The organism is Amycolatopsis sp. 505, from assembly GCF_031625235.1.
Classification (GTDB): domain Bacteria; phylum Actinomycetota; class Actinomycetes; order Mycobacteriales; family Pseudonocardiaceae; genus Amycolatopsis.
Genome location: NZ_JACKQP010000006.1, coordinates 336,702 through 362,742 on the forward strand (window position 1 = coordinate 336,702; position 26,041 = coordinate 362,742).

Here is a 26,041-nt window from a genome sequence, read left to right on the forward strand (position 1 = left end):
ACCGCGGGTGCCGGCGCGCGAGATCCCGGTCACCCCGAGCCGCACCGTAGCCACACGGCGCCCGGCGGACAAGCGCTCGGGCGAAGTTCCCCCGGCCGTGGGCCGGTACGGCACGCCCGGGTGCCTGCGGGAGGTACCGAGTACACCGGAGTGGTCACCCGGTGTGGGATACTCGGGGTGGCCGCTGGGCCGCGGGGCGCACGTGAGAGGTGCTGCCTGCGGCGTTGTGGCCCGGTGATGTGCATGAACAGCGTGACGCGCGTCGCCGCCCGCGAACCGGGCGGCTGGACGACGTGGCAGGCGGCCCGGGGGCCGCGCAAGCCTGGCCAAGCACGCCGCCGAGCAGACCTTTGGCCGGGTTGCGCCCCACCGGAAGCGGTGGTGCGGCGCCCGGTTGTCGGGCAAGGATTCCCGCCGCTGGTGACCACCACGGCGGAACGAACAGAAAGGGGCCCCTGCGCGGCCGCGTCCCTGCCGGTGCGAACCGGCAGACGCGCCCGGGGGCGGAGGAGACACATGTCGAACGCGGAAACACCCGCCGAGCACACCGGCGGGAATCCCGCCACACCCGCGGGCGGCCCGCTGGCCGACCTGCCCGCCCGGATCCGGGTGCACGCGCTGGCCAAGCTGCTCGAGTCGCACAGCCGGGACGTCCTCGCGAAGCTCGCCGAGCTGGGCGAAAGCGTGCGCAGCGCGCAGTCGAGCGTGACCAGGGAAGTGGCGCTCAAGGTGGCCGAGGCCTTCGCGCCCGGTGAGACCGGCGAGACCGGTGAGGCGGAAGACACGGCGGCCGAGCCCGTCGCGCCGGCCCAGCCCGCCGAGACCCGCCCGCCGGTGCCCGAGGTGCCGGTCGCCGAGGCCGAGAAGCCGCGGCCGCGCCAGAAGACCCGCGCGCACCTGCCGGTGTTCGCCGCGCCGTCGCCGGTCTTCCTGCCGCCGGAGCCGGCCGAGCCCGCCGCCAAGCCGGCCCGCAAGCCGGCCGACCCCTTCGCGGAGCCGCCGTCGCGCCCCGAGCCCGAGGTGGCCGAGGAAGAGACCGAAGACACCACGCCGGGCACCGACACCGGTGCCGATGAGGACGGCGAGGACGCCGGCAGCCGCCGTCGCCGCCGCCGGGGTCGTCGCGGCCGTGGCCGTGGCAAGGGCGCCGAGGGCGGCGACGAGACCGCCGAAACCGAGGACGACCAGGCCGAGGAGCAGCCGCGCCGCAAGGCTCGCAACGGCGACGAAAAGCCCGAAGCGGACACCGAAGAGGCCGAGGACGCCGCGGAGTCGTCTGCGGACGCCGAGAGCGACGCGGACGAGGGTGAAGGCGGCAGCCGCCGTCGGCGCCGTCGCCGTCGCCGCAAGGGCTCGGACGGCGAAGACGCCGCCGAGAGCACCGACGACCCGCCCAACACCGTCACGCACGTCCGGCAGGCGAAGGCCGAGCAGCCCGAGCGCCCGGCGCGCGACGAGGTGCGGAGCGTCCGCGGGTCGACCCGGCTGGAAGCCAAGCGCCAGCGCCGCCGCGACGGCCGCGAGGCGGGCCGCCGCCGCGCCCCGATCCTGTCCGAGGCCGAGTTCCTGGCCCGCCGGGAGTCGGTCGAGCGCACGATGGTCGTCGCCGAGCACGGCGACTCCACCCAGATCGCGGTTCTCGAGGACGGCGTCCTCGTCGAGCACTTCGTGACGCAGTCGGGCTCCGGCTCGATCGTCGGCAACGTCTACCTCGGCCGCGTCCAGAACGTGCTGCCGAGCATGGAAGCCGCGTTCATCGACATCGGCCGCGGCCGCAACGCCGTGCTCTACGCCGGCGAGGTCGACTGGGACGCCGCCGGCCTGGAGGGCAAGGCCCGCAAAATCGAGCAGGCGCTCTCCACCGGCGACTCCGTGCTGGTCCAGGTGACCAAGGACCCGGTCGGGCACAAGGGCGCCCGGCTGACCACGCAGATCTCGCTGCCCGGCCGCTTCCTCGTGTACGTCCCCGCGGGCGGCGCCACCGGCATCTCCCGCAAGCTGCCGGAGAACGAGCGCCGCCGGCTCAAGGACATCCTCAAGCGGATCGTCCCGGAGGACGCGGGCGTCATCATCCGCACCGCCTCCGAGGGCATCGGCGAGGAGGAGCTGGGCCGCGACGTCGACCGCCTGAAGGCGCAGTGGGACGTCATCAAGGAGAAGGCCGCCGCCGGTTCCGGCAAGAAGGGCGGCGCGCCGACCATGCTCTACGAAGAGCCGGACCTGCTGGTCAAGGTCGTGCGTGACCTCTTCACCGAGGACTTCACCAAGCTGGAGATCCAGGGCAACCGGTCCTGGGAGACGATCAACGGCTACGTCAGCCACGTCGCCCCGGAGCTCACCGAGCGCCTCAAGCGCTACACCGGCACCGGCAGCGCGTTCGCCGACCACCGGATCGACGAGCAGATCACCAAGGCGCTCGACCGCAAGGTCTGGCTGCCGAGCGGCGGTTACCTGGTCATCGACCGCACCGAGGCGATGACCGTGATCGACGTCAACACCGGCAAGTTCACCGGTTCGGGTGGCAACCTCGAGGAGACGGTGACCCGCAACAACCTGGAGTCGGCGGAGGAGATCGTCCGCCAGCTCCGGCTGCGGGACATCGGCGGCATCATCGTCATCGACTTCATCGACATGGTGCTCGAGTCCAACCGCGAGCTGGTGCTGCGCCGCCTCACCGAGTGCCTCGGCCGCGACCGCACGCGTCACCAGGTCGCCGAGGTCACGTCGCTCGGCCTGGTGCAGATGACGCGCAAGAAGATCGGCACCGGCCTGCTGGAGGCGTTCTCGACGCCGTGCGAGCACTGCAAGGGCCGGGGCGTGCTCGTCTCGACCGAGGTGCAGCGCACGAGCGGCGGTTCTGCGCAGTCCCACGGCGGCGGGAACGGCAACGGTGGCGGCAACGGCGGCGGCGGGGAGAAGAGCTCCCGCCGGTCGCGGGGCCGCGGCAAGGGCGAGGAGGCCGCCAAGGAGCAGGCCGAAGCCGCGAAGGCCGAGGTCCACGCCGTCCCGACGCCGGAGCAGCGGGAGTCGATCGCGTCCGCGGTGGCGGCGATGGCGAACGCGTCGAAGGCCGCCAAGGAGCACGACCACGGCGCGCTGAATGGCAACGGGCCCGTCCCGGAGCCGGCCAGGGAGGTCGCGGACGTCCCGGCGACCACGGAGGCCGACGAGACGCCGGTGGCGGCCGAGCCGCCCGCCGAGCCCGCCCAGGAGGTCGCCGGCACCCCGGTGACCACCGAGGCCGACGAGGTCCCGGTGCCGCAGGAGCAGGAACCCGAGGTCGAGCGGTCTTCGGCGCCGGAACCGGCCGAAGAGCCGGTCACCGACGTCAGCGTGCCCGAACCGGCCGTGCGCTCCACCCGGCGCCGTCCGCGCCGGGCGGCGTCGCGGCCGGCGGGCCCGCCGGTGCACGCCTCCGACCAGAGCAAGTGAACAACTAGGGGGACCCCGGTGGTAACGCACCGGGGCACCCCACGTAACCTGTAGTACGGCCTGCCACCAGAGCAGGTCGCCTGCGCGAGTCCAGGACCGCCGTTCCATCAGGTGGGCCGATCGCGCGGAGCCCCCACCCATTGTCGAGTAATGCAGGAGACTTCCGTGTCGGCGTACGCGATCGTCAAGACCGGCGGCAAGCAGTACAAGGTGGCCGTCGGCGACGTCGTCGAGGTCGAGAAGCTCGAGGGCGAGCCGGGCACCGAGCACATCCTCCCCGCCGTTTTGTACGTCGACGGTGGCGAGGTCACCACGGACGCCGACGCGCTGGCGAAGGTCTCGGTCACCGGCAAGGTCGTCGAGCAGACCAAGGGTCCGAAGATCCGGATCCACAAGTTCAAGAACAAGACGGGCTACCACAAGCGCCAGGGTCACCGGCAGAAGCTGACCCGCGTCGAGGTCACCGCCATCTCCCTGTAAGGGTTTCTCCGGATCTTCGTAAGAAAGAGGACTGAGCTATGGCTCACAAGAAGGGTGCATCCAGCTCCCGCAACGGTCGTGACTCGAACGCGCAGCGCCTCGGCGTCAAGCGCTTCGGCGGCCAGGAGGTCAACGCGGGCGAGATCCTCATCCGCCAGCGCGGCACCAAGTTCCACCCCGGCGTGAACGTCGGCCGTGGCGGCGACGACACGCTGTTCGCCCTGGCCGCCGGCGCGGTCCAGTTCGGCGAGAAGCGTGGCCGCAAGACGGTCAACATCGTGCCGTCGGAAGCCTGATTCGGCTTCTGTCTAGACCTCTGACGAGGGGTGGGGCCGGAATATCCGGTGCCACCCCTCGTTTGTTTTGTTCGTACCCCGTTCGTTGAGTGAAGTGAGGCAGAGTCATGGCGTCCCGGTTCGTGGACCGCGCGGTCATCCACCTGACCGCCGGTGACGGGGGCAACGGCTGTGCCTCGGTGCACCGCGAGAAGTTCAAGCCCCTCGGCGGCCCCGACGGCGGCAACGGCGGCAACGGCGGCGACGTCCTGCTGGTCGTCGACCCCAACGTGCACACCCTGCTCGACTTCCACTTCCGCCCGCACGCCAAGGCCGGCAACGGCAAGATGGGCCAGGGCAGCAACCGCGCCGGCGCGGCGGGGGAGACGCTGGTGATGAAGGTGCCCTCCGGCACCGTCGTGTTCACCGAGGACGGCGAGATGGTCGCCGACCTGATCGGCCCGGGCACCACGTTCGTCGCCGCCCAGGGCGGGCGCGGCGGGCTCGGCAACGCGGCCCTCGCGTCGAAGGCCCGCAAGGCCCCCGGGTTCGCCCTGCTGGGCGAGCCGGGCGAGGCCCGCAGCCTGACGCTGGAGCTGCGCTCGGTCGCCGACGTCGGCCTCCTCGGGTTCCCGTCCGCCGGCAAGTCGTCGCTGATCTCGGTGCTGTCCGCGGCCAAGCCGAAGATCGCCGACTACCCGTTCACCACGCTGGTGCCGAACCTCGGCGTCATCACCGGCGGCGACACGGTGTTCACGATGGCCGACGTGCCCGGCCTCATCCCCGGCGCGTCCGAGGGCAAGGGCCTGGGCCTGGACTTCCTCCGCCACATCGAGCGGTGCGCGGTGCTGGTGCACGTCGTCGACTGCGCGACCCTCGAGCCGGGCCGCGACCCGCTGTCCGATGTGGACGCGCTGGAGGCGGAGCTGGCCAAGTACACGCCGAGCCTCGGCGGGAAGCTCGAAGAACGTCCGCGCGTGGTCGTCCTGAACAAGATCGACGTCCCGGAGGCGGCCGAGCTCGCCGAGTTCGTGCGCCCGGACTTCGAAGCCCGCGGTCTCCAGGTGTTCGAGGTCTCGACGGCCTCGCGCAAGGGCTTGCGCGAGCTGACGTTCGCGTTGGCCGCCATCGTCGAGAAGTACCGCGAGGCGCAGCCGGTGCTGGAGCCGGAGAAGATCGTCCTGCGGCCGCTCGCCGTCGACGACTCCGGCTTCACCGTCGAGGTCGACCCGGAGGAAGAGGGCGCGTTCATCATCCGTGGCGCCCGTCCGGAGCGGTGGATCCGCCAGACCGACTTCGGCAACGACGAGGCGGTCGGCTACCTCGCCGACCGGCTCAACCGCCTCGGCGTCGAGGACGAGCTGGCCAAGCTCGGCGCGCGGCCGGGGAGCCCGGTCACGATCGGCGACGTCCAGTTCGAGTGGGAGCCGTCGACGCCTTCGGTGGCGGTCCACCTGTCCGGGCGCGGCACCGACGTCCGGCTGGAGCGCACCGACCGCGTCGGCGCGGCCGAGCGCAAGGAAGCCCGCCGGGTGCGGCGGGCCGGCTCGGACTCGGAGGACGACGAGCTGGACCTCGACGCGTGAGCGGCACTCGCGAGGCCATCGCTGCGGCGCGGCGCCTGGTCGTCAAGGTCGGCTCGTCGGCGCTGACGACGGCCGGCAGCGGGCTCGACGTGGCCCGGCTGGACGCGCTGGTCGACGCGATCGCCGAGCGCGTCGCCCGGGAAGCCCAGATCGTCCTGGTGTCCTCGGGCGCGATCGGCGCCGGCCTCGCCCCGCTTTCCCTGGGCAAGCGGCCCCGCGACTTGGCGACCCAGCAGGCGGCGGCGAGCGTGGGGCAGCTGCAGCTGGCGCACGCATACGCCGAGTCGTTCGGCCGGTACTCGCTGACGGTCGGCCAGGTGCTGCTGACGTCCGATGACGTCGTCCGCCGTTCCCACTACCGCAACGCACAGCGCACGTTCTCGCGGCTGCTGGCGTTGGGCGCGGTCCCGGTGGTCAACGAGAACGACACGGTGGCGACCGAGGAAATCCGCTTCGGCGACAACGACCGCCTGGCGGCCCTGGTGGCCCACCTGATCGGCGCCGACGCGCTGATCTTGCTGTCCGATGTGGACGGCCTGTACGACGGAGATCCCCGCGGCGGCGCGACCCGCAAGCTGACCGAGGTGCTCTCGGAGTCCGATGTGGACGGGATCTCGGTCGGCATGTCCAGCTCGGGCCTGGGAACGGGCGGTATGGTGTCCAAACTCGCGGCGGCCCGGACGGCGGCGGGGGCGGGCATCCCGGTCCTGCTGGCGGCGGCTTCGGAGGCCTCGTCGGCGTTGACATCGGCGTCCCCGGGCACGGCGTTCGCCCCGGCGGACACCCGCCTGTCGGCCCGCCGCTTCTGGCTGGGCTACGCGGCGGACACGACGGGCAAGCTCCGCCTCGACGACGGCGCCGTGACGGCGGTGGTCCGCCGCCGCCGCTCGCTGCTGGCGGCGGGCATCACGGGCGTGGACGGCGAATTCCAGGCCGGCGACGTGGTCGACCTGGTCGACGCGAAGGACCGCCCGGTGGCCCGCGGAGTGGTCGCCTTCGACGCGACCGAACTCCCGGACCTGATCGGCCGGTCGACCCCGGAGCTGCCGGAGGAGCAGCGGCGAGAGGTCGTCCACGCCGACGACCTGGTCCCGCTGCGCCGCTAGAAGCAGCCCCGCCGGCTCCATCGCCAACGAGACCTCCACCCCGATCGCGCGGCGCCGGCTCCAGCGGCCCCGCGCGGCCGATCGCGCGGCGCTGGCGAGTCCCCGCCGCCCGCCCCTCCACGCGCGGTCCTCGCCCTACCCGGCGCCTGCACAGGAAAGCGCCATCACCCGAGCGAGACCAGCCGGGCACCGCCGTCGGCTTCCAGCACCGTTCCGGTCAGATTCCGGTTCGTCGCCGCCAGCGTCACCACCTCCGCCACGTCGTCCGCCGTCGCCACGCGCCGTGCCGGGATCGAAGCCGCCGTCTGCGCGAAGAACCCCTCCCGCACCTCCGCCGGGAATCCGCTCCACCACGCCGTGTCCACCACCCCCGGCGAAACCGCGTTCACCCGCCGCGGCGCCAGTTCCACCGCCAGCGGCTTGACCAGCGCTTCGATCGCCGCGTTCAGGGCGCCGATCCCGGCCGTGCCCGCCATGGCCGCGCGGGCCGTGATCGCGCTCAGCAGCGTGATCGAACCGTCCGCGGCCAGGTGCGGCAGCACCGCCTGGACCGTGGTCAGGTGCGCCCAGAACTTCGCGTCGAACGCCCGCCGCAGCATCGCCAGGTCCAGCGCCTCGATCGGACCCATGCCCTCCACGCCGGACAAGCTCACCACCAGCACGTCGACCGTCCCGAGCGACGAGGCCAGTGCGCCCATCGCCGTGGCGTCGCCGCCGTCCGCCTGGTGCCCGGTCAGCGACGGGTCACTCGCGGCCACGTCGTCCAAGCGCTCCTTCCCCCGTCCGGTGACGTGGACGGTGTACCCCCGTTCGTGCAGCCGCCGCGCGGTCGCCAGGCCGATGCCCGAAGTGCCGCCGGCGACGAGTGCGATGCTCATGCTTGTTCCCCATTTCGAACCGGTACGTCTCGTTTCGAAATCGACGCTACCATCGGATCCCATGACCGACCAGACCCGTCCCGGCCGCAAGCGCAGTGAGCAGAGCCGGCTGGCGATCCTCGCCGCCACGCTCGACTTGGTCGCGGAGGCGGGCTACGGCACCCTGACCGTCGAAGGCATCGCTGCGCGCTCCGGCGTCGGCAAGCAGACGATCTACCGCTGGTGGCCGTCGAAGGCCGACGTCCTCCTCGACGCGCTCGCGACGAAGGCCGACCTGCAGATCCCGATCCCCGACGAAGGGTCCTTGCGCGCCGATCTCGGGCACTTCCTGGACAGCACGTTCGAACTGGGGGAGAAGAACCAGGTCGCGGACACCCTCCGGGCGCTGATGGCGCAGGCGCAGCTCGATCCGGAGTTCGGCAAGCGGTTCCGCGAGGACTTCCTGTACCGCCGCCGCGAAGCGCTGGGCACGATCGTCGCCCGCGCCCGCGAGCGCGGCGAACTGCCCGCGGGCGTCGCGCCCGGCACGGTCGTCGACGTCGTGTTCGGCACGCTCTGGTACCGGCTCCTCGCGACGCGGGAGCCGATCGGCCGCGGCCTGGCCGGCGAACTGGTGACGCTGCTAGCGGATCACGGCGCCTCGACCGCCGAAATCCGATAGCGCGCCACCGACGCTTCCAGGATCCGCGCCGTCTGCTCGTCCGACGGCCCGGAGCCGCGGAACCGTTCGAGGTCCGCGTCGGATTCCCAGCGTTCGTACACCGTGATCCGGCCGGGGTCGAGCAGGTCGGCGCCCAGCGCGTACTCCAGGCAACCGGGCGCCTCCCGGGCGAGCCGGACGGCTTCGGCGCAGCTGTCCAGGTAGGCGGCCCGGTCGTCGGGAGCCACGGCGAGCCAGCCGGCGATGATGATCACGACGTGATCCGGTCCGCTTTGATCGTGAGCAGCAGCCGCGTCTGGTCGCGCCCGCCCCACCACGGGTACGGGCCGCCGAGGTAACGCTGTGCAAGCTCTTCGATGTGCTCGACGGCGCCGTCCTCGGTCATGTCCAGGACCCGCCCGCGGATCGCGTAGTAGCGCGACGGCCGTTCACGGTCGGCGACGTTCAGCGCCACCCGCGGGTCGCGCGCGATGTTGCGCTGCTTCTGGTGGCCCAGCACGGTGTTGACGAGGATGTGCGTGCCGTCGGTGTCCACCCAGGTCTGGGTGAGCTGCGGCGAACCGTCCGGCATCACCGTCGACAGGAAGCAGAGGCTGGGCCCGCGCAGCAGCGTGAGCAGGTCGCCGGGCAGTTCCACAGTGGTCTCCCGCTAGAGCTGGTCGGGCGCTTCGATCCCGAGCAGGGAAAGCCCGAGCGCGAGCGTGTTCGACGTCAGCGTAGTCAACCTCAGCCGTGACGCGCGCAGTGACGGCGAAGGCGCCTTCAAGACCGGACATTCCTCGAAGAACCGCGAGAAGGCAACCGCCGTCTCGTACAGGTACGTACAGAGCTTGTGCGGCGCGTACGCGCTTGTCGCCGCCTTCAGTGCTTCGCCGAACCGGAGCAGCTTCGGTGCCAGCGCGCGTTCCGCCGGTGCTTCGAGCTCGATTCCGGTCCTGTCGGGCAGGCCGCCCGCCTTCCGGAGGATCGACTGCGTCCGCGCGTGCGCGTACTGGAGGTACACCGACGTGTTGCCCTCCTTGGCCAGCATCCGGTCCCAGGCGAAGACGTAGTCGCGCTCGCGGTCGCCGGACAGGTCCGCGTACTTGACCGCGCCGATGCCGACCGCCCGCGCGACTTCGGCCTGGCCTGCGGTGTCGAGCTCACTGCGTTCGGCGACCACCGCCGCGGCCTGCGTGACGGCTTCGGTGAGCAGGTCGGCCAGTTTGACGGTCTCGCCGGCCCGGGTCCGCATGGCCTTGCCGTCCGCGCCCAGCACCGTGCCGAAGCCGATGTGCTCGGCGTGTCCGGTCAGCCAGCCCGCCGCGCGGCAGGCGGCGAACAGCATCGCGAAGTGCTGCGCCTGCGGCGTCCCGACGACGTAGAGCAGATCGGTGGCGCCACGCTCGGCCGTCCAGTACCGGACAGTCGCCAGGTCTGTGGCGGCGTACCCGTAGCCGCCGTCGCGCTTGCGGACGATCAGGGGCAGCCGGTCGCCTTCGCGGTTGCGGAACCCTTCGGGGAACACGCAGATCGCGCCGTCGCTGACTTCCGTCAGCCCGGCTTCTTCGAGGTCGTCTACGACCGAGGCGAGGTAGGGGTTGTAGAAGCTCTCGCCGTAGATGTCCTTGTCCGTCAGGGAAATGCCGAGCAGCGCGTAGACTTCGTTGAAGTGCCGGGTCGACTCGTCGACGAGCTCCTGCCAGACGGCGAGGGTGTCTTCGTCGCCGCTCTGCAGCTTGACGACCCTGGTGCGCGCCCGCGTCGCGAACGCTTCGTCGCTGTCGAACTTCCGGCGCGCTTCGCGGTAGAAGGCGTCGAGGTCGGCGATCGCGCGTTGCCCGGCGGAGACGTCGAGAAGGTGCTCGATGAGCATGCCGAACGGCGTGCCCCAGTCGCCGAGGTGGTTGTGCGGCAGCACTTCGTGTCCGGCGAACCGCAGCAGGCGGGTGAGCGCGTCGCCGATCACGGACGAGCGCAGGTGCCCGACGTGCATCTCCTTGGCGACGTTCGGGCTGCTGTAGTCGAGCGCGATCCGCCGCGGCGCCGTGGTTTCCGGCACGCCGAGACGCGGATCGCCGAGCAACTCGTCGGCCGTCGCTTCGAGCCACTCTTTGCGCAGCACGAAGTTCAGGAACCCCGGCCCGGCGACTTCCGGCGGATCGGCGATCCCGTCGAGTTCCAGCGCTCCGGCGATGAGCGCGGCCACCTCGCGCGGCGGACGGCCGAGCCGCTTGCCCAGGCTCATCGCGAGGTTGGCCTGGAAGTCGACGCCGTCGCGTGGCGACGCCTGGACGAGCGCCTGCTCCGGCGTCAGTTCGACGTCGAGTGCCCGGCCGGCGGCGGCCACCACGCGGCGCGCCAGCTCCTCGGTAACGTCGGCGGTCTGCTGCACGGTGTCCCTCCTTCGGCTCGGTCACGGAAACCCGCACCCTAGCGAGCGTGAGCGGCCGATGCCGAAGGGTTTACCGCAGCTCGCTGCCCTTGGTTTCCGGGAGCGTGAGGATGACCGCGAAGGCGATCGCGGCGCCCACGGCGACGTACCAGAAGTAGAGCGTCTGCGACACCGTGCCGAACAGGGTGATGAGCAGGGGAGCGGTGCCGCCGAAGATCGCGACGGTCAGGTTGTACCAGGCCCCGATGCCGAGCCCGCGCAGTTCGGTGGGGAACAGCTCGCTCATGATGGCCGGCGCGATCGAGGTCATCGCCGTGTACAGCCCGAGCCCGACGCAGAACACCACGAGCAGCCCGCCGACCCCCGGACCGATCAAAGTGGACAACGGCACGACGGCGACCGCGGTCGCCCCGGACCAGACGAGCAGCTGAGGTTTCCGGCCGAACCGGTCCGACAACGCCCCGAGCGGGTACTGCAGCGCGATGAACAACGCTGTGCCGACGGACAGGGCGAGGAAGACGGTGTCGGCGTCGGCGTGCCGGTTCTTCACGGCGAACGACGTGAGCGCGCTGAAGAACGTGTAGTAGCAGAGGGTCGACAGCATCGTGAAGCCGACGAGCCTGCCGACCGCCTTGGGGTGGTGGGTCAGCGTCGTCAGCAGCGGTCGCTCGATCTTGCGCGCCTTCGTCTTCGTCTGCTCGAACAGCTCGGTTTCGGCGAGGCTGCGGCGCAGCCACAGCCCGACCAGGCCGAAGACGCCGCCCAGCAGGAACGGCAGCCGCCAGCCCCACGACGCGAGCTGTGCCTTGTCCAGCGTCCGGGCCAGCACGTAGCCGAGCACGGTCGCGACGAGCACCGCCGAGCCGGTCGAGATGTAGAAGAACGCCGAGTACCGGCCGCGACGCTCCGGTGGCGCGATCTCGCCCAGGTAGGCCGACGCGTTCGACACCTCGCCGCCGAGCGACAGCCCCTGGGCGACGCGCGCGAGCAGCAGCAGGATCGGCGCGAGCCAGCCCACCTGCGCGAACGTCGGCAGCAGCCCGATCGCCACCGACCCGCCTGCCATGAGCAGGATGGTGAGGATCATGGCCGGTTTCCGCCCGCGGGTGTCGGCGAACCGCCCGAGCAGCACACCACCGAGCGGCCGGAAGAAGAACGCCAGCGCGTAGGTCGCGAAGGTGTTGATCAGGGCCAGCGTGTCGTTCCCGGCCGGGAAGAACGCACTGGCGAAGTAGATGCTGAACGTCGCGTAGATCGTCCAGTCGAACCACTCCAGCGCGTTCCCGGCGCTCGCGGCGAACAGCTTGCGCACCGGCAGCCGGTGGCGCTGCGACACCTCGACGGCGGATTCGGTCATGGCGGCCTCCACGTCACCCGAAGGTGGAACGGGACTTTGCCACATTCGTTCGCAGTGCGAAAGGTTCCAACCGCTCTCCCTTCTCCTAAGCCGTGCTCGCCAGCGCGAACGGGAGTACCGCGGGCGCCCCGGCCCGTCGCAGCAGCCGTGCGGCCAGCGTCATCGTCCAGCCGGTGTCGATGACGTCGTCCACCAGCAGCACCGGCCCGGACGGCAGCGTCGCCGCCAGGTCGGCCGGCATGCTCAGCCGCCGCCACAGGTCGGCCAGCCGCTGCGCGCTGTTCGCCTGACGCGGCGGCGGGCCGTCCGCGTCGAGCGCGCCGAGGAAGTCCAGCCTGCCGATCTCGGCCAGCCGGGTCGCCAGGCTGTAGACCAGCTGCGGCCGCGTCGACGACGGCACCGCCACCACCGCCACCGGCCGTTGCGCCCACTGCCAGCCGGCGAGCACCTGGACGCAGGCCTGGAACACCGAATCCGGGACCTCGGCGTCCACCGCCTGCGGCCCGACGAGCTCCCGCAGCCGGTTGCCCCACCCGACGTCGGTGAGCCGCCCGAGCACCTGACCGGGCTCGGCCTGGTCGTCGGCCGAGATCCGCCCGGACACCGGGACGTCCAAAGAGGACATCCCGGTGGGCCACTGCTTCCGTGGCGCGACCTCGACACCCGGGCGTTGCAACCGTTCCCGGGTCGCGTCGACGACCTCGTCCGCCACCGCCGTGTCCCAATGCTGCCCGGTGCAGTTGTCGCACCGCCCGCACGGCGCCGCTTCGGGGTCGTCGAGCTGGCGGCGCAGGTATTCCATCCGGCAGCCGCCGGTCGCGAGGTAGCCGAGCATCGCCTCCTGCTCGCGGTCGCGCGCCTCCGCGACCCGCCGGTACCGCCCGCGGTCGTACTGCCAGTCCTCGCCCGTGCTCGTCCAGCCGCCCTTGACGCGCCGGACCGCACCGTCGACGTCCAGGACCTTGAGCACCATTTCCAGCCGGGACCGGGAAAGCTCGACCGACGGCTCGAGCGCGGCCGTCGACAGTGGACGGTCGGCGTAGGAAAGGGTGTTCAGCACCTGGGTCACCCGCAGCTCGTCCGGGAAGGCCAGCGAGCCGAAGTACGCCCAGATCGCCTTGTCCTCCTCGCCGGGCAGCAGCACGACCTCGGCGCGTTCCACGCCACGCCCGGCGCGGCCGACCTGCTGGTAGTAGGCGATCGGCGACGACGGGGCGCCGAGGTGCACGACGAACCCGAGGTCCGGCTTGTCGAACCCCATGCCCAGCGCGGACGTCGCGACCAGGGCCTTGACGCGGTTGCCGAGCAGGTCGTCCTCGGCGGCCTGCCGGTCGGCCGGGTCGGTCTTGCCGGTGTAGGCCGCCACCGGGTAGCCGCGGTCCTTCAGCAGCGACGCGACGTCGTGCGCCGCCGCCACGGTCAGCGTGTAGATGATCCCGGACCCGGGCAGTTCGGCCAGGTGCTCGGCGAGCCAGGCCAGCCGCGCCTGCGACGTCTGCAGCCGGCACACCGACAGGCGCAGGCTTTCCCGGTCGAGGCTGCCGCGCAGCACCAGCGTGTCCGCGCCGGTGCCGAGGCCCAGCTGCTCGGCGACGTCGGTGACCACGCGGTCGTTCGCGGTCGCCGTCGTCGCCAGCACCGGCACGCCTTCCGGGAGATCACCGAGCAGCGTGCGCAGCCGCCGGTAGTCCGGCCGGAAGTCGTGGCCCCAGTCCGAAATGCAGTGCGCCTCGTCGACCACCAGCAAGCCGGTGCTCGCGGTCAGCTTCGGCAGCACGTTGTCGCGGAAGTCCGGGTTGTTCAGCCGTTCGGGGCTGACCAGCAGGACGTCCACCTCGCCGGCCGCGACCGACGCCTGGACCTGGTCCCACTCCTGGGGGTTCGCGGAGTTCATCGTCGCCGCGTGGATCCCGGCGCGCGCCGCCGCCGAGATCTGGTTGCGCATCAGCGCCAGCAACGGCGAGACGATCACCGTCGGCCCGCTGCCCTGTTCGCGCAGCAGGGCCGTGGCCAGGAAGTACACCGCCGACTTGCCCCACCCGGTGCGCTGCACGACCAGCGCGCGGCGCCGCTGCGCGACCAAGGCCTCGATGGCCGTCCATTGGTCTTCGCGCAGCTTCGCCGCATCGCCGGCCAGTGCCCGGAGGAGGGTCTCGGCGCGGTCGCGGAGGGCTGAGGTGGTGCTGGTCGTGTCCACGTCCCCACGTCTACCCCATGACACCGACAGAACGGGAATCGGCGGCGCCGCGAACGGAGAGTTTGCGACCGATACGGCCTGTAATGTGACCTGATTCACACCTGTTGCCCGGTCGGGCGGGGTGGCGAAGAGCACCCGGCTTCCCGGCGTCCGGCCTTATAGGCTCTCCGGTCATGTCACCACGGCGGATCGGGGTCATGGGCGGCACCTTCGACCCCGTGCACCACGGCCACCTCGTCGCGGCCAGCGAGGTCCAGTCCCGGTTCGGGCTCGACGAGGTGATCTTCGTCCCCACCGGGCAGCCGTGGCAGAAGACCGCCCGCGAGGTGACCAAGGCCGAGGACCGCTACCTGATGACGGTGATCGCGACCGCGTCCAACCCGGTCTTCTCCGTCAGCCGCGTCGACATCGACCGCGGCGGCCCGACCTACACCGTCGACACGCTGCGCGACCTGCACGCCGAATACCCCGAAGACGAGCTCTTCTTCATCACCGGCGCCGACGCGCTCGAGCAGATCCTGACCTGGCACAAGGCCGACGAGCTGTTCGACTTCGCGCACTTCATCGGCGTCACGCGGCCCGGCTACCGGCTCAACTCCCACCACCTGCCCAGCGGCAAGGTGAGCCTCGTCGAGGTCACCGCGATGGCCATTTCGTCCACCGGCTGCCGCGATCGGGTCGAGCGCGGGGAGCCGGTCTGGTACCTCGTGCCCGACGGCGTCGTCCGCTACATCGCCAAAAAGGACCTTTACCGGAAGAGCGACTGAACCACCGCCGGTGCCTGCGGGTACCCTTCTCGGGCGAACCCGATCCGGAAAAGGAGCACTGTGGCAGCCACGTCCGAGGCTCGAGAGCTGGCCGTAGCGGCCGCCCACGCGGCGGCGGACAAGAAGGCCAGCGACGTCGTCGTGCTGGACGTGTCCGAACAGCTCGTCATCACCGACGCCTTCGTCATCGCCTCCGCGTCCAACGAGCGCCTGGTCGGCGCGATCGTCGACAACGTCGAGGAGAAACTGCGGGAGAGCGGCCACAAGCCGGTCCGCCGCGAAGGCGCCCGCGAAGGGCGCTGGGTCCTGCTCGACTACGTCGACGTCGTCGTGCACGTCCAGCACGTCGAAGAGCGCACGTTCTACGGCCTCGAGCGGCTGTGGAAGGACTGCCCGCGCATCGAGGTGGCCGGCCTGGAGGAACCACCCGCCGACGAGGACCCGGACGTCCCGTGAGCCCGCGGCGGCTGGTGCTCTGGCGGCACGGCGAGACGGACTACAACGCCGCCGGGCGGATGCAGGGTCACCTCGACTCGGCGCTGACCCCGCGCGGCTGGAACCAGGCCCGGTTCGCGGTGCCCGCACTGGCCCGCTTCTCCCCGGACCTCGTCATCGCCTCCGACCTGCGCCGGGCCACCGACACCGCCACCGTACTCACCGACGCCATCGGCGTCCCCCTCCGGATCGACAAGCGGCTGCGCGAGACGCACCTGGGCGAATGGCAGGGCCTCACCGGCGAGCAGGTCGACAAGGCCTACCCCGGTGAACGCGACCGCTGGCGCACCGACGCGACCTGGGCCCCGCCGGGCGGCGAGAGCCGGGTCGACGTCGCCGAGCGCGCCGTCGAGGTCGTCACGGACCTGCAGCAGGCCAATTCCGCGGTGGGCGAAACCGTGCTGCTGGCCGCGCACGGCGGGCTGATCATCGCGCTGACCGCGCGCCTGCTGGAGCTGCCGGTCGGCACCTGGCCGTCGTTCGGTGGCATCTCGAACTGCCACTGGGTCGAGCTGGGGCGTCGCGACGGGAAGTGGCGGCTGCACGCCTACAACGCGGGGATGCACGGCTAGCCGATGGGGCCGCGCCTGCTGGTGTTCGGCGATTCGCTGAGCTTTCACGGTCCCGAAGGACCCTGCGCCGCCGACGAGCCGCGGCTGTGGCCCAACGTCGCGGCCGCCGCTCTCGGTGGCACCGCCGACCTGGTGGCGGGGATCGGCTGGAACGCCCGGGACGCCTGGTGGTCGCTGACCGGCGACCCGCGCGTCTGGGCCGACCTGCACCACGTCGACGCGGTCGTGCTCGCGATCGGCAGCATGGACACGCTGCCCTCGCCGTTGCCGACCTACCTGCGCACCGGGCTGCGCTACCTGCGGCCCGACCCGGTGCGGCGCGTCGTGCGGAAGGCTTACCTCGCGGCGCAACCGCGGCTGGCGGTGGCGCTGCGCGGCCGGCCCGCGGTGCTGCCGGCCAAGCTCACCGTGCAGTACCTCGACACCGCCGTGGGCGCGCTGCGCGTCCTGCGGCCGGAGCTGCCGATCTTCGGCTGGCTGCCGTCGGTCCACCGCGCCGCGGCCTACGGCGGCGTGCACACGGCGCGCCCGGCCGCGGCGGCGGCCATGGCGGCCTGGGGTGCTCGGGCCGGAGTTCCGCTGCTGGACCTGGAAGCCGTGGTGGGGGAGCACGTCCTCGGCGGCGAGGGCAATCCGGACGGCATGCACTGGGGCTGGAAGGGGCACGCCGCGGTGGGCGACGCGATGTCCGTGTTGCTGGCGCCGGTGCTGGCCCCCGGCCACGTAGGCTGACGGCGTGTCGGTCGCCGTAGTCACGGATTCCACCGCCCACCTGCCGGAGGGCTTCGCCGAACGGCACGCGGTCCGGGTGGTGCCCCTGCACGTCCTGGTCGACGGCGTAGTGTCCCTCGACGGCGTCGAGACCGGACCGGCGGCGGTCGCGGAGGCGATGAAGCAGCGGAAGATCGTCACGACGTCGCGGCCGACGCCTACCGAATTCGTCAAGGAGTACCAGGCCGCCTTCGCCGACGGCGCGGACGCGATCGTGTCGGTGCACCTGTCGCGCGAGCTGTCGGGCACCTGGGAAGCGGCGGTGCTGGCGGCGCAAGAGGTGGGGCCGGACCGCGTCCGCGTCGTCGACTCGCGGACTACGGCGATGGGGCTCGGGTTCGCGGCGCTGCACGCCGCTGCGGCGGCCAGCGAGGGAGCTTCGGCGGCCGCCGTCGAAGCCGCCGCGGTGACGGCGGCCGGCTGCTCGTCGACGTTGTTCGTCGTGGAGACCTTGGACCACCTGCGTCGCGGCGGCCGGATCGGCCCCGCGGCGGCGCTGCTGGGCACGGCGCTGGCGGTGAAGCCGGTGCTGCACATGTCCGAGGGCCGGATCCTGCCGCTGGAGAAGGTCCGCACGATGAACCGGGCGGTCGCGCGCCTGGTCGAGCTGGCGGCCCAGGCAGCGGCCGAAGACGACGTCGAGCTCGCGGTCCACCACCTGGCCTCGCCGGAGCGGGCGGTCGAGCTGGCGAACCGGCTCGAAGTGGCGGTGCCGCGCTCGGCGGGGTGCGTGGTTTCCGAGCTGGGCGCGGTCATCGGGGCGCACACGGGTCCCGGGGTGCTGGGGGTGGTCGTCCAGCGGACGGTCCCGCGCGCCACACTCCCGCAGGATTGAAACACCAGGTCCCGGGCGCGCCACCGGCAATCCATCCACAACACCCCGGTTGTCCACAGGACGCCCCACCACCCCTGTCGCACCCCTCCCCACGCCCCCTAACGTCGATCGTGTGTTCGAGCAGTCCGCCCGGGATCCGGGCTCACCCGTCAACGACCGGCTCTCCTGGCTGGCCGACCAGCTCTCGCCCGATGCGAGCACGGTCGGCCCGGGCGGCCGGCTGATCCGGCGCTGGCTGCCGGGCGGACCGGCCACGGCCGGCCGCCGCCGGTGGGCACTGGCCGGCGTCCTCGCCGCAGTGGTGGCGATCGTCCTGGGCGCGGTCGGGCTGGCGGGCGGCGGTCCGCCGCCGGAGCCCCCGCCCGCACTGCCCACCGCAAAACCGGCGGCCGAGGTGCGCGCGGCACCCCCGCCGGGCCTGGTGATCAGCGTGATCGGCCGCGTCCGGTCTCCGGGCCTGGTCACGGTGCCGCAGGGCGCCCGCGTGGCGGACGTCCTGCGCGCGGCCGGCGGCCCCGAGCCGGGAGCGGACCTGGCCACCCTGAACCTCGCCCGCAAGGTAGCGGACGGCGAGCAGCTGGCGGTCGGCGTCCCGGCACCACCACCGCCCCCGGACCAGGACCCGGCCTCCCCAGTGGCCGGCGCAAAGGTCGACCTCAACACGGCCTCGGCCGCCCAGCTGGACACCCTCCCGGGAGTGGGCGAGGTGATGGCCAAGCGCATCGTCCAGTGGCGCACAGACCACGGCGGCTTCACGAAGGTGGAGCAGCTGCGGGACATCGACGGCATCGGAGAGAGCAAGTTCGCCCGCTTGCGAGACCAGGTGACGGTCGGATGACCACCTTCTCCGTACCCGGCCCCCACCCCACCGGCGGCGCGGACTCCGGCCTCAACCAGCGACTCGCCGCCTGCCCACACCCCAGCGCGGCGTCGCCGGTCTCGTCCGACAAGCCGAGCCGCCGACGGGCGGCCGGATGCGGCAGGCCGGTCATCCGCGGGCTCGCTCGCTTTTTTTGGGCGGGCGATCGGATGAGTGCCTGCTGTCGCCGGCACCCGGCCGGGCGTGTGGCTCTCCGGTCGCATGGGCTCGTTCTCAGGCTGCGGCTCGCCGCTCACCTGCAGCCACGGCGCCTGTCGACCAACCCGCACCGCTCGCGGGTCGGCTGCCGGTGCATCTGGGAAGCGGTCCGCTCGCATGCTTTCGGGGGTGGCGGTCCGACGAGTACCTTCTGTCGTCGGCACTCGGCAGGGCGTGTGGCTCTCCGGTTGCGTGGCTCGTCCTCAGGCTGCGGCTCGGCGCTCACCTGCATCCACGGCGCCGGTCGACCAACCCGCACCGCCCGTGGACCGGCGGGTGCAGCGGGCCGGGTGCCGGTGCTTTCGGGAGCGGTCAGCTCGCTCCTTTGCGAGATGGCAGTCCTACGGATGCCTCCTGTCGCCGGCACTCGGCAGGGCGTGCGGCTCTGCGGTCGCGTGGGCTCGTTCGAGCGGCGGCTCGCCGCCCACCCGCATCGACAGCGCCGATCGACGAATCCACACCGCCCGTGGACCGGCGGGTGCAGCGGGCCGGGTGCCGGTGCTTCTCGGAAGCGGTCCGCTCGCATGCTCTCGGAAGGTGGCGGTCCGATGAGCACGGTGCCTTGTACCCGGCTGCCATGGCCGGCGCCGACGGTGTGGCCGAGACGGCTCCCTCGCGGGCGGTGGCCACCGGATGACCACCGTCCCGGGCACCGCGCTCCCGGTTCACCACAGCACGCACCAGCGGTGTGCCCATGTTCGCCGTCACGCAGGAGGTGACACCAGAATGACCACCCTCCCAGCAACCGACACCCGCCAGGACATGCGGCTCGTCCCGGCGGCAGCGGCCTGCTGGCTGGCAGCGCTGGCCGGCTTGCTGCTCGGCTGGTGGACGGCCGTCGCGACCGGCCTGGCCACCACAATGATCGCCGGCCTCGTCCTGTGGCGAGCCCGCAACCACCCCCGGGCACGCGACGCGGTAGCGGCCCTCCTCATCCTCGGCCTCCTTGCCGCCGGCCCGGTCGCTTGGCGAATCCGCGACGCCCAACGTGACGAGCTCCGCACGGCAGAAGGCCTGCCGGCCGCATTGCGAGTCGTCGTCGCCGAGCGCCCGAAACCCGTGCGTAGCGCTGGATACGCCGACCGCCAAGCAGGCGCCCGGTCGGTTGTCCTCGCGGCCGACGTCCGCACTGCCTCGGTCGACGGACGGCCGGTTCCTTCGTCCGGCCGCGTCCTCCTGCTGGCCCCCGTCGAGCAGTGGACGTCCCTGCTGCCAGGCCAGGAGGTGACCGCGAGCGGCCTACTGATGCCGCCGCGCGGCTCGGACCTGACCGTCGCGGTGCTGTCCGTACGCGGCCCACCGGCCGACCCAGGCCCTTCACCGTGGTGGCAGCGGGCTGCTGCCGAGCTGCGCACCGGGCTCCACGACCTGTGCCAGGTCCTGCCGGACGAACCCGCAGGTCTTCTCCCAGGCCTGGTGCTGGGCGACACGAGCGCGTTGTCCCCTCGCGTCGAGCAGGAGTTCATCTCCGCCGGCCTCGCGCACCTCACCGCGGTCAGCGGGGGCAACCTCGCTGTCGTCTGCGGGGCGGTCCTGCTCCTGCTGCGCTTGCTCCGGCTCGGCCCCCGGCTGTCGGCCGCCGCGGCCGGGGCGTGCCTGGCCGGGTTCCTCGTCCTGGTCGGCCCGGAGCCGAGCGTGCTGCGCGCCGGCGTCATGGCGGCCGTGGCACTCCTGGCCCTGGCGCTGGGACGCCGTGGTTCGGCACTGCCCGCGCTGGCCTTTGCGGTGTGCCTGCTGGTAGTGGCGGATCCGGCGATGGCCACGGACTTCGGTTTCGCCCTGTCGGTGTGCGCCACCGGCGGGCTGGTCCTGCTCGCGCCGCGCTGGGCCGGTGCCCTGGTCCGTCGCGGGATCCCGCCGGGGTTCGCGGAAGGGCTGGCCGTCCCGCTGGCGGCCTTCCTGGTGACGGCGCCGGTGCTCGCGGGCATGGCGGGGTCGGTGAGCCTGGTTTCGGTGCTGACCAACGTCCTCGCCGCGCCCGTCGTGGCCCCGGCGACGGTGCTCGGCGTGCTGGCGACGATCACCGGTCCGTGGTGGCCGGGCGCCGGGAAACTCCTGGTGCACCTGGCCGACCCCGAGGCCCGGTGGCTGATCGCGGTGGCCCGGCACGGTGCCCGGGCTCCCGGCGCGGTCATCGCCTGGCCCGGCGGCTGGGTGGGCGGTCTCCTGGCCGCCACCGTCCTGGCGGTGCTGGCGCTCGCGGTCCGGCACCGGAAGGTGCGGGTGCTGATGGCCGTGCTCGTCGCCGGTGCGCTGCTGGTGTTCGTGCCGGTCCGGGTGGTGGCGCCGACGTGGCCGCCGCGGAACTGGGCGATGGTCGAGTGCGACGTCGGCCAAGGCGACGCGGTCGTGCTGGCGACCGCCGAGCCGGGGCGCGCGGTCGTCGTCGATGCCGGGCCCGAGCCGGGGCCGGTCGACGAGTGCCTGCACCGGCTGGCGGTCGACCGGGTTCCGCTGCTGGTGCTGAGCCACCTGCACGCCGACCACATCGGCGGCCTCGCCTCGGTCTTCGACGGTCGCGCGGTCGGTGCGATCGCCGTCGGCCCCGGGCGGTCGCCGGGGTGGGCGTGGCGCCAGGTCGCCGCCGAGGCCGGTCGGCGGGCAGTGCCGCTGGTCGAGCTGAGCCCGGGGGAGCGGCTGGACTGGCCGGGCCTGGCGCTCGACGTCCTCGGTCCCCGTTATGTACCGGCGCGGCAAGACGGGCCGCAGGACGGCACGACGATCAACAACAGCTCGGTGGTGCTCCGAGCGGAAACCACGGCCGGGCGGGTCCTGCTGACCGGCGACGTCGAACTGGCCGCGCAGGCGGACCTGCTGGCCGACATCGGAGATCTGAAGGCGGAGGTGCTGAAGGTGCCCCATCACGGCAGCCGTTACTCGCTGCCGTCGTTCCTCGCGGCGGTGGCCCCGCGGGTGGCGTTGGTCAGCGTGGGGGCGGGAAACACGTACGGCCACCCCAGCAAGTCCACAGTGGACACGCTGGTGGCGCTCGGCGCGCGAGTCACCCGCACCGATTTGGACGGCGACACCGCGGTGGTCACCGGAACGGCGATAGTCCGGCGAGGCGAGCCGCGCGGCCCGCCGCGCCGCTGAGTGCCGGGGCGGGCCCGAAGCCCGCCCCGGCCGGAGCTCAGTAGCCGAGGGCCTCGTTCACGGCCGCGGCCGAGGGCGGCAGGGTGGCCTTGGGGCCGACGTGGTTCTCGATCGCGTCGAGGGTCTTGAGGCCGTCGCCGGTGATCAGCAGGACCGTCTCGGCGTCCGGGTCCAGCTTGCCCGTCTCGACCAGCTTCTTCGCCGTGGCGACGGTGACCCCGCCCGCCGTCTCGGTGAAGATGCCTTCGGTGCGGGCGAGCAGGCGGATGCCCTCGACGACCTCTTCGTCGGAGACGTCCTCGATCGCGCCGCCGGTGCGGTTGACGATGTCGAGCACGTACGGGCCGTCGGCCGGGTTGCCGATCGCCAGCGAACGGGCGATCGTGTCCGGCTTCACCGGCTGGACCACGTCGTGGCCCTCGCGGAACGCGGCCGAGACCGGCGAGCAGCCGGTGGCCTGCGCGCCGAACACCTTGTACGGGCTGGCGTCCACGAGACCGAGCTGACCCAGCTCGCGGAAACCCTTGTCCACCTTGGTCAGCTGCGAACCGGAGGCGATCGGGACGACGATCTGCGGCGGGATGCGCCAGCCGAGCTGCTCGGCGACCTCGAAGGCCAGCGTCTTCGAGCCCTCCGAGTAGTACGGCCGGACGTTCACGTTGACGAACGCCCACTTCGGGTGCTCGCCGGCGAGCTCGGTGGCGAGGCGGTTGACGTCGTCGTAATTGCCGTCGATGGCGAGGAGGTCACCGTCGTACACCGCGGTGGTGAGGATCTTGGCGCGCTCGAGGGTCTTCGGGATCAGCACGACCGACCGCCAGCCGGCGCGGGCCGCGGCGGCGGCCGTCGCGTTGGCCAGGTTGCCGGTCGACGGACACGCGAGCACCTCGAACCCGAACTCGCGGGCGGCGGCCAGCGCGACGGCGACGACGCGGTCCTTGAACGAGTGCGTCGGGTTGCCGGTGTCGTCCTTGACCCACACGCGCTTGAGGCCGAGCGCCTTGGCGAGGCGGTCGGCGCGGACCAGCCGCGTCGCGCCCGGTTCGGTGTTCGGGATCTCTTCGACGTTGGACGGAACCGGAAGGAGCTTCTTGTAGCGCCAGATGTTCTTGGGGCCGGCCTCGATGTCCTCGCGGCGGACGCGGCCGAAGTCGTAGGCGACCTCGAGCGGCGAGAAGTCTTCGGCGGAGACGAACTCCGGGGCGAGCGGCTGCCGGTGGCCCTCTTCCTTCGACACCAGTTCGACGGCGGGACCGAGATCCGGGGTCTTCGTGGTGGAGGTCGTGCCGAGGGTGGCGGTCATCGCGAGGTTCCTTTCCTCATCTGCCCCGCCGAAGCGGGCCGGAATTGGCACCGTGGTCGTCAGCTACCCCGCGATCGCGGGATGACGGGCTGTACGCCGGTTGCCGGGGCTTCGTCGGGCCGTTCCCTCTGCCCCTCTGGATGAGCGGTATTCGGTTGTCGGTGCCGCGCACGCCGGATCGTCCGGGGCGGGCTGCCTCGGCTACACCGTACGACATCGCGCTCGCGCCGTGCCACGGTGGCCGCCCGACATCACCGGAGCGGGGGCATCGGAGCGCAAGTGAGAGGATTCCCGGGTGACCGCGCAAGCCACCGCCCCGACCCCGCTGCAGCTGGTGCTGGGGGAGGAAGAACTGCTGATCGAGCGGGCCGTCCGCGAGACGCTCGCCGCCGCCCGCGCGACGGACCCCACCGCGGAGCTGACCCGCGTCCGGGTGTCCGATCTCACAGCGCCCGAGCTGGCCGAACTGGTCAGCCCGTCGCTGTTCAGCGAGGGCCGGGTGATCGTCCTCGAGTCGGCGCAGGACATCTCGCAGGAGCTGGCCGACGCCGTCGCGAGCTACCTGAAGGACCCGGCGGACGGGGTCGTGCTCGTCGTCGTGCACACCGGCGGTGGCCGCAGCAAGGCCGGCAAGTCGCTCCCGGCCGCGCTGAAGAAGGCCGGCGCCGAGGTCACCGAGTGCCCGAAGCTGACCAAACCGGCCGAGCGGGAGCAGTTCGTGCGCCACGAGGTGCGCCGGGTGGGCGGCAAGATCGACCCGGCCGGGGTGGCCGCCCTCCTCGACGCCGTCGGCTCCGACCTGCGGGAACTCTCCTCGGCGGCGACGCAGCTGGTCGCGGACACGGGCGGGACCGTCGACGCCGACGCGGTCCGCCGCTACCACCGCGGCCGCGCCGACGTCACCGGGTTCGCGGTCGCGGAGAAGGCCGTCAGCGGGGACCGCTCGGCGGCGCTGGAGTCGCTGCGCTGGGCGATGCAGCTGGGTGTCCCGCACGTCCTGGTCGCGGACGCGCTGGCCGACGCGGTCCGCACGATCGCCCGGGTCTCCGGCGCGGGCCGGGGCAACCCGAACCAGCTGGCGGGCGAGCTCGGCATGCCGCCGTGGAAGATCCGCAAGGCGCAGGGCCAGTCCCGCGGCTGGAACCCGGACGGCCTGGCGACGGCGATGCGCGTGGTCGCGCGGCTGAACGCCGAGGTCAAGGGCGCGGCGGCGGACCCGGGCTACGCGCTGGAGCGAGCGGTCCTCGAGGTGGCCGCGGCCAAGGGGTGACATGAAGAAGGCCCCGGCCGAAGCCGGGGCCTTCCCAGAAATCAACCAGCTCAGAGCGCGTTGACGCGCTTGGCGAGCGCCGACTTCTTGTTGGCGGCCTGGTTGGCGTGGATGACGCCCTTCGAGACGGCCTTGTCCAGCTTCTGGGCGGCGTCGCGCTGCAGCTCGACGGCCTTGGCCTTGTCGCCGGCCTCGGCGGCTTCGCGGACCTTGCGGATCGCGGTCTTCACCGAGGACCGGATCGCCTGGTTGCGCTGACGCGCCTTCTCGTTCGTCGTGATGCGCTTGATCTGCGACTTGATGTTGGCCATAGGGCAACTCCTGTTTCACTCGGTGAGATCGCCGCCGCGCTGAAGTGGCCCCGGTGAAACCGGGTTTCCTCCATGACGGAATGCCGCACGGGCAGCGAGCGACCACTCTAACAGCCGGGCCGCGGGCGTCCGGAGCCGGGAGTACGGTGGACGGCGGTAGTGCCTAGGGTTCCGTCGCCGGTCCGCGCTTCCAGCTCGACACAACCAGGACCGGTGGGCCTGGTCCGAGCGGCACCATCGGCGGGCCCGGACGGCCGGTCGTTCATCTGACGGGGCAAAAGCCTGGAGGACCCGGCTTTCGCGCGCGCGAAAACCCGAAGGGGTCCGATGAACGCCACCGCCTTGTCCCTCGTCCTCGTCGCGGCCGTCGTGCACGCCGCCTGGAACCTCGCCGCCAAGCGGATTTCTTCCGGTGGCACCCAGTTCGTCTGGCTCTACTACACCGTCGGCGCCGTCGCGCTGCTGCCGATCACGGTCGTCCAGCTCGTCGTCGAAGCCGACCGTCCACAGTGGAGCTGGCTGCTCGCCGCCGTCGTCACCTCCGTGCTGCACATCGCCTACGGCATCGTGCTGCAACGCGGGTACCGCGTCGGGGACCTGTCCGTCGTCTACCCCGTCGCGCGGGGCACCGGGCCGCTGCTGTCGGTGCTGGCCGCCGTCCTCGTGCTCGGCGAACGGCCCGGCCCGCTCGGCCTGCTCGGTGCGTTCCTGGTGATCGCCGGCGTCCTGGTGATCAGCACCGGCCGCAAGGCGGGTGACCCGCGGGCGGTCAAAGCGGGGATCTTCTACGGCCTGCTGACCGGCGCCGTCATCGCCGGCTACACGCTCTGGGACGCGCACTCGGTGACCGGCCTCGGCGTGCCGCCGGTCGTCTACTTCGGCCTCGGCTCGGTCCTGCAGAGCGTCCTGCTCGTGCCCGGCGCGCTGGCCGGGCGCGCCGAGGTCGGCCGCGTCTGGCGCGAGCACCGCCGGGAGGTGCTGCTCGTCGGGCTGCTGTCGCCGGTCGCCTACATCCTCGTGCTGTTCGCCCTGACGATGGCGCCGGTCAGCCTGGTCGCGCCCGCCCGCGAGCTGAGCATCGTGCTCGGCGGCCTCGCCGCGTGGCTGGTCCTGGGCGAGCGGGACGCCGTGCGGCGGCTGGCCGGCTCGGTGATCGTGCTGTCCGGCATCGCGGCGATTGCGGCCGCCTGAGCCCGTCCG

General features: G+C 72.3%; 23 protein-coding genes and 1 riboswitch. Of the genes, 15 read left to right on the top strand and 8 right to left on the bottom strand.

Annotated elements, in window-relative coordinates; genetic code table 11:
- The first annotated feature begins 516 nt into the window (after positions 1–516).
- The 5 genes from H5965_RS23480 (at position 517) to proB (ending at position 6,879) form a co-directional block, all read left to right on the top strand.
- Complete coding sequence (locus tag H5965_RS23480) at positions 517–3,432, top strand: translation initiation factor IF-2 N-terminal domain-containing protein (protein ID WP_310972330.1); 2,916 nt, start codon at positions 517–519, stop codon at positions 3,430–3,432.
- A 165-nt stretch (positions 3,433–3,597) separates the two neighbouring features.
- Positions 3,598–3,912 (top strand): 50S ribosomal protein L21, encoded by a 315-nt coding sequence (gene rplU, locus H5965_RS23485; protein ID WP_086678418.1) that lies wholly within the window; start codon positions 3,598–3,600, stop codon positions 3,910–3,912.
- Between the two features lie 38 nt (positions 3,913–3,950).
- Positions 3,951–4,208 (top strand): 50S ribosomal protein L27, encoded by a 258-nt coding sequence (rpmA, locus tag H5965_RS23490; protein WP_086846674.1) that lies wholly within the window; start codon positions 3,951–3,953, stop codon positions 4,206–4,208.
- Positions 4,209–4,315: 107 nt separating this feature from the next.
- Positions 4,316–5,773: a GTPase ObgE gene (gene obgE / locus H5965_RS23495; RefSeq protein ID WP_310972333.1), complete on the top strand. Its 1,458-nt coding sequence runs from the start codon at positions 4,316–4,318 to the stop codon at positions 5,771–5,773.
- The gene (gene proB / locus H5965_RS23500; RefSeq protein WP_310972334.1) at positions 5,770–6,879 is read left to right on the top strand and encodes a glutamate 5-kinase; all 1,110 of its coding nucleotides are present in this window, start codon (positions 5,770–5,772) and stop codon (positions 6,877–6,879) included. Before obgE ends, proB begins: the two co-directional genes overlap by 4 nt.
- A 164-nt stretch (positions 6,880–7,043) precedes the next feature.
- Here proB and H5965_RS23505 read toward each other — a convergent pair whose 3' ends face one another.
- Positions 7,044–7,757, bottom strand: a complete 714-nt coding sequence (locus tag H5965_RS23505; RefSeq protein ID WP_310972335.1) for an SDR family oxidoreductase — start codon at positions 7,755–7,757, stop codon at positions 7,044–7,046.
- 61 nt (positions 7,758–7,818) lie between these two features.
- On the opposite strand from H5965_RS23505, the gene H5965_RS23510 reads away from it, so the two are divergent.
- Complete coding sequence (locus H5965_RS23510) at positions 7,819–8,418, top strand: TetR/AcrR family transcriptional regulator (RefSeq protein WP_310972337.1); 600 nt, start codon at positions 7,819–7,821, stop codon at positions 8,416–8,418.
- Here H5965_RS23510 and H5965_RS23515 read toward each other — a convergent pair.
- The 5 genes from H5965_RS23515 to H5965_RS23535 all read right to left on the bottom strand — a co-directional run bounded on the left by H5965_RS23515 (position 8,388) and on the right by H5965_RS23535 (position 14,346).
- Positions 8,388–8,672 (bottom strand): antibiotic biosynthesis monooxygenase family protein, encoded by a 285-nt coding sequence (locus H5965_RS23515; RefSeq protein ID WP_310972338.1) that lies wholly within the window; start codon positions 8,670–8,672, stop codon positions 8,388–8,390. The genes H5965_RS23510 and H5965_RS23515 overlap by 31 nt on opposite strands.
- Positions 8,669–9,055, bottom strand: a complete 387-nt coding sequence (locus tag H5965_RS23520; RefSeq protein WP_310972339.1) for a PPOX class F420-dependent oxidoreductase — start codon at positions 9,053–9,055, stop codon at positions 8,669–8,671. Before H5965_RS23520 ends, H5965_RS23515 begins: the two co-directional genes overlap by 4 nt.
- A 12-nt stretch (positions 9,056–9,067) precedes the next feature.
- The gene (gene argS / locus H5965_RS23525) at positions 9,068–10,792 is read right to left on the bottom strand and encodes an arginine--tRNA ligase (RefSeq protein WP_310972340.1); all 1,725 of its coding nucleotides are present in this window, start codon (positions 10,790–10,792) and stop codon (positions 9,068–9,070) included.
- Between the two features lie 70 nt (positions 10,793–10,862).
- A complete protein-coding gene (locus tag H5965_RS23530; protein ID WP_310972341.1) occupies positions 10,863–12,149 on the bottom strand; it encodes an MFS transporter in 1,287 nt (428 codons plus the stop codon).
- Between the two features lie 85 nt (positions 12,150–12,234).
- A complete protein-coding gene (locus tag H5965_RS23535) occupies positions 12,235–14,346 on the bottom strand; it encodes a RecQ family ATP-dependent DNA helicase (protein WP_310972342.1) in 2,112 nt (703 codons plus the stop codon).
- A gap of 197 nt (positions 14,347–14,543) precedes the next feature.
- On the opposite strand from H5965_RS23535, the gene nadD reads away from it, so the two are divergent.
- From nadD to H5965_RS23570, 7 genes are all read left to right on the top strand, one after another.
- Positions 14,544–15,113 carry a nicotinate-nucleotide adenylyltransferase gene (nadD, locus tag H5965_RS23540; RefSeq protein WP_242547171.1) on the top strand — a complete coding sequence of 190 codons (570 nt, stop codon included), beginning with the start codon at positions 14,544–14,546 and terminating at the stop codon, positions 15,111–15,113.
- Between the two features lie 60 nt (positions 15,114–15,173).
- Positions 15,174–15,569, top strand: coding sequence for a ribosome silencing factor (gene rsfS / locus H5965_RS23545; RefSeq protein ID WP_003067112.1), 396 nt, complete (start codon positions 15,174–15,176; stop codon positions 15,567–15,569).
- On the top strand, positions 15,566–16,180 hold the full coding sequence (locus H5965_RS23550) for a histidine phosphatase family protein (RefSeq protein ID WP_310972346.1): 615 nt from the start codon (positions 15,566–15,568) through the stop codon (positions 16,178–16,180). The genes rsfS and H5965_RS23550 overlap by 4 nt, the downstream gene beginning before the upstream one ends.
- 3 nt (positions 16,181–16,183) lie before the next feature.
- Positions 16,184–16,912, top strand: a complete 729-nt coding sequence (gene octT / locus H5965_RS23555) for a diglucosylglycerate octanoyltransferase (RefSeq protein ID WP_310972348.1) — start codon at positions 16,184–16,186, stop codon at positions 16,910–16,912.
- Between the two features lie 4 nt (positions 16,913–16,916).
- Positions 16,917–17,786: a DegV family protein gene (locus H5965_RS23560; protein WP_310972349.1), complete on the top strand. Its 870-nt coding sequence runs from the start codon at positions 16,917–16,919 to the stop codon at positions 17,784–17,786.
- 112 nt (positions 17,787–17,898) lie between these two features.
- A complete protein-coding gene (locus tag H5965_RS23565) occupies positions 17,899–18,624 on the top strand; it encodes a ComEA family DNA-binding protein (RefSeq protein WP_310972350.1) in 726 nt (241 codons plus the stop codon).
- Positions 18,625–19,590: 966 nt separating this feature from the next.
- Positions 19,591–21,957 (top strand): ComEC/Rec2 family competence protein, encoded by a 2,367-nt coding sequence (locus H5965_RS23570; protein ID WP_310972352.1) that lies wholly within the window; start codon positions 19,591–19,593, stop codon positions 21,955–21,957.
- A gap of 37 nt (positions 21,958–21,994) precedes the next feature.
- Here H5965_RS23570 and thrC read toward each other — a convergent pair whose 3' ends face one another.
- Positions 21,995–23,260, bottom strand: a complete 1,266-nt coding sequence (gene thrC, locus H5965_RS23575) for a threonine synthase (protein ID WP_310972354.1) — start codon at positions 23,258–23,260, stop codon at positions 21,995–21,997.
- 13 nt (positions 23,261–23,273) lie between these two features.
- Positions 23,274–23,407, bottom strand: a riboswitch (SAM riboswitch).
- 148 nt (positions 23,408–23,555) lie between these two features.
- On the opposite strand from thrC, the gene holA reads away from it, so the two are divergent.
- The gene (holA, locus tag H5965_RS23580; RefSeq protein ID WP_310972357.1) at positions 23,556–24,530 is read left to right on the top strand and encodes a DNA polymerase III subunit delta; all 975 of its coding nucleotides are present in this window, start codon (positions 23,556–23,558) and stop codon (positions 24,528–24,530) included.
- 50 nt (positions 24,531–24,580) lie between these two features.
- Here the strand turns inward: holA and rpsT are convergent, their stop codons facing one another.
- On the bottom strand, positions 24,581–24,841 hold the full coding sequence (gene rpsT / locus H5965_RS23585) for a 30S ribosomal protein S20 (RefSeq protein ID WP_013228460.1): 261 nt from the start codon (positions 24,839–24,841) through the stop codon (positions 24,581–24,583).
- A 327-nt stretch (positions 24,842–25,168) separates the two neighbouring features.
- On the opposite strand from rpsT, the gene H5965_RS23590 reads away from it, so the two are divergent.
- A complete protein-coding gene (locus H5965_RS23590) occupies positions 25,169–26,032 on the top strand; it encodes a DMT family transporter (RefSeq protein ID WP_310972358.1) in 864 nt (287 codons plus the stop codon).
- The last annotated feature ends 9 nt before the right edge of the window (positions 26,033–26,041 follow it).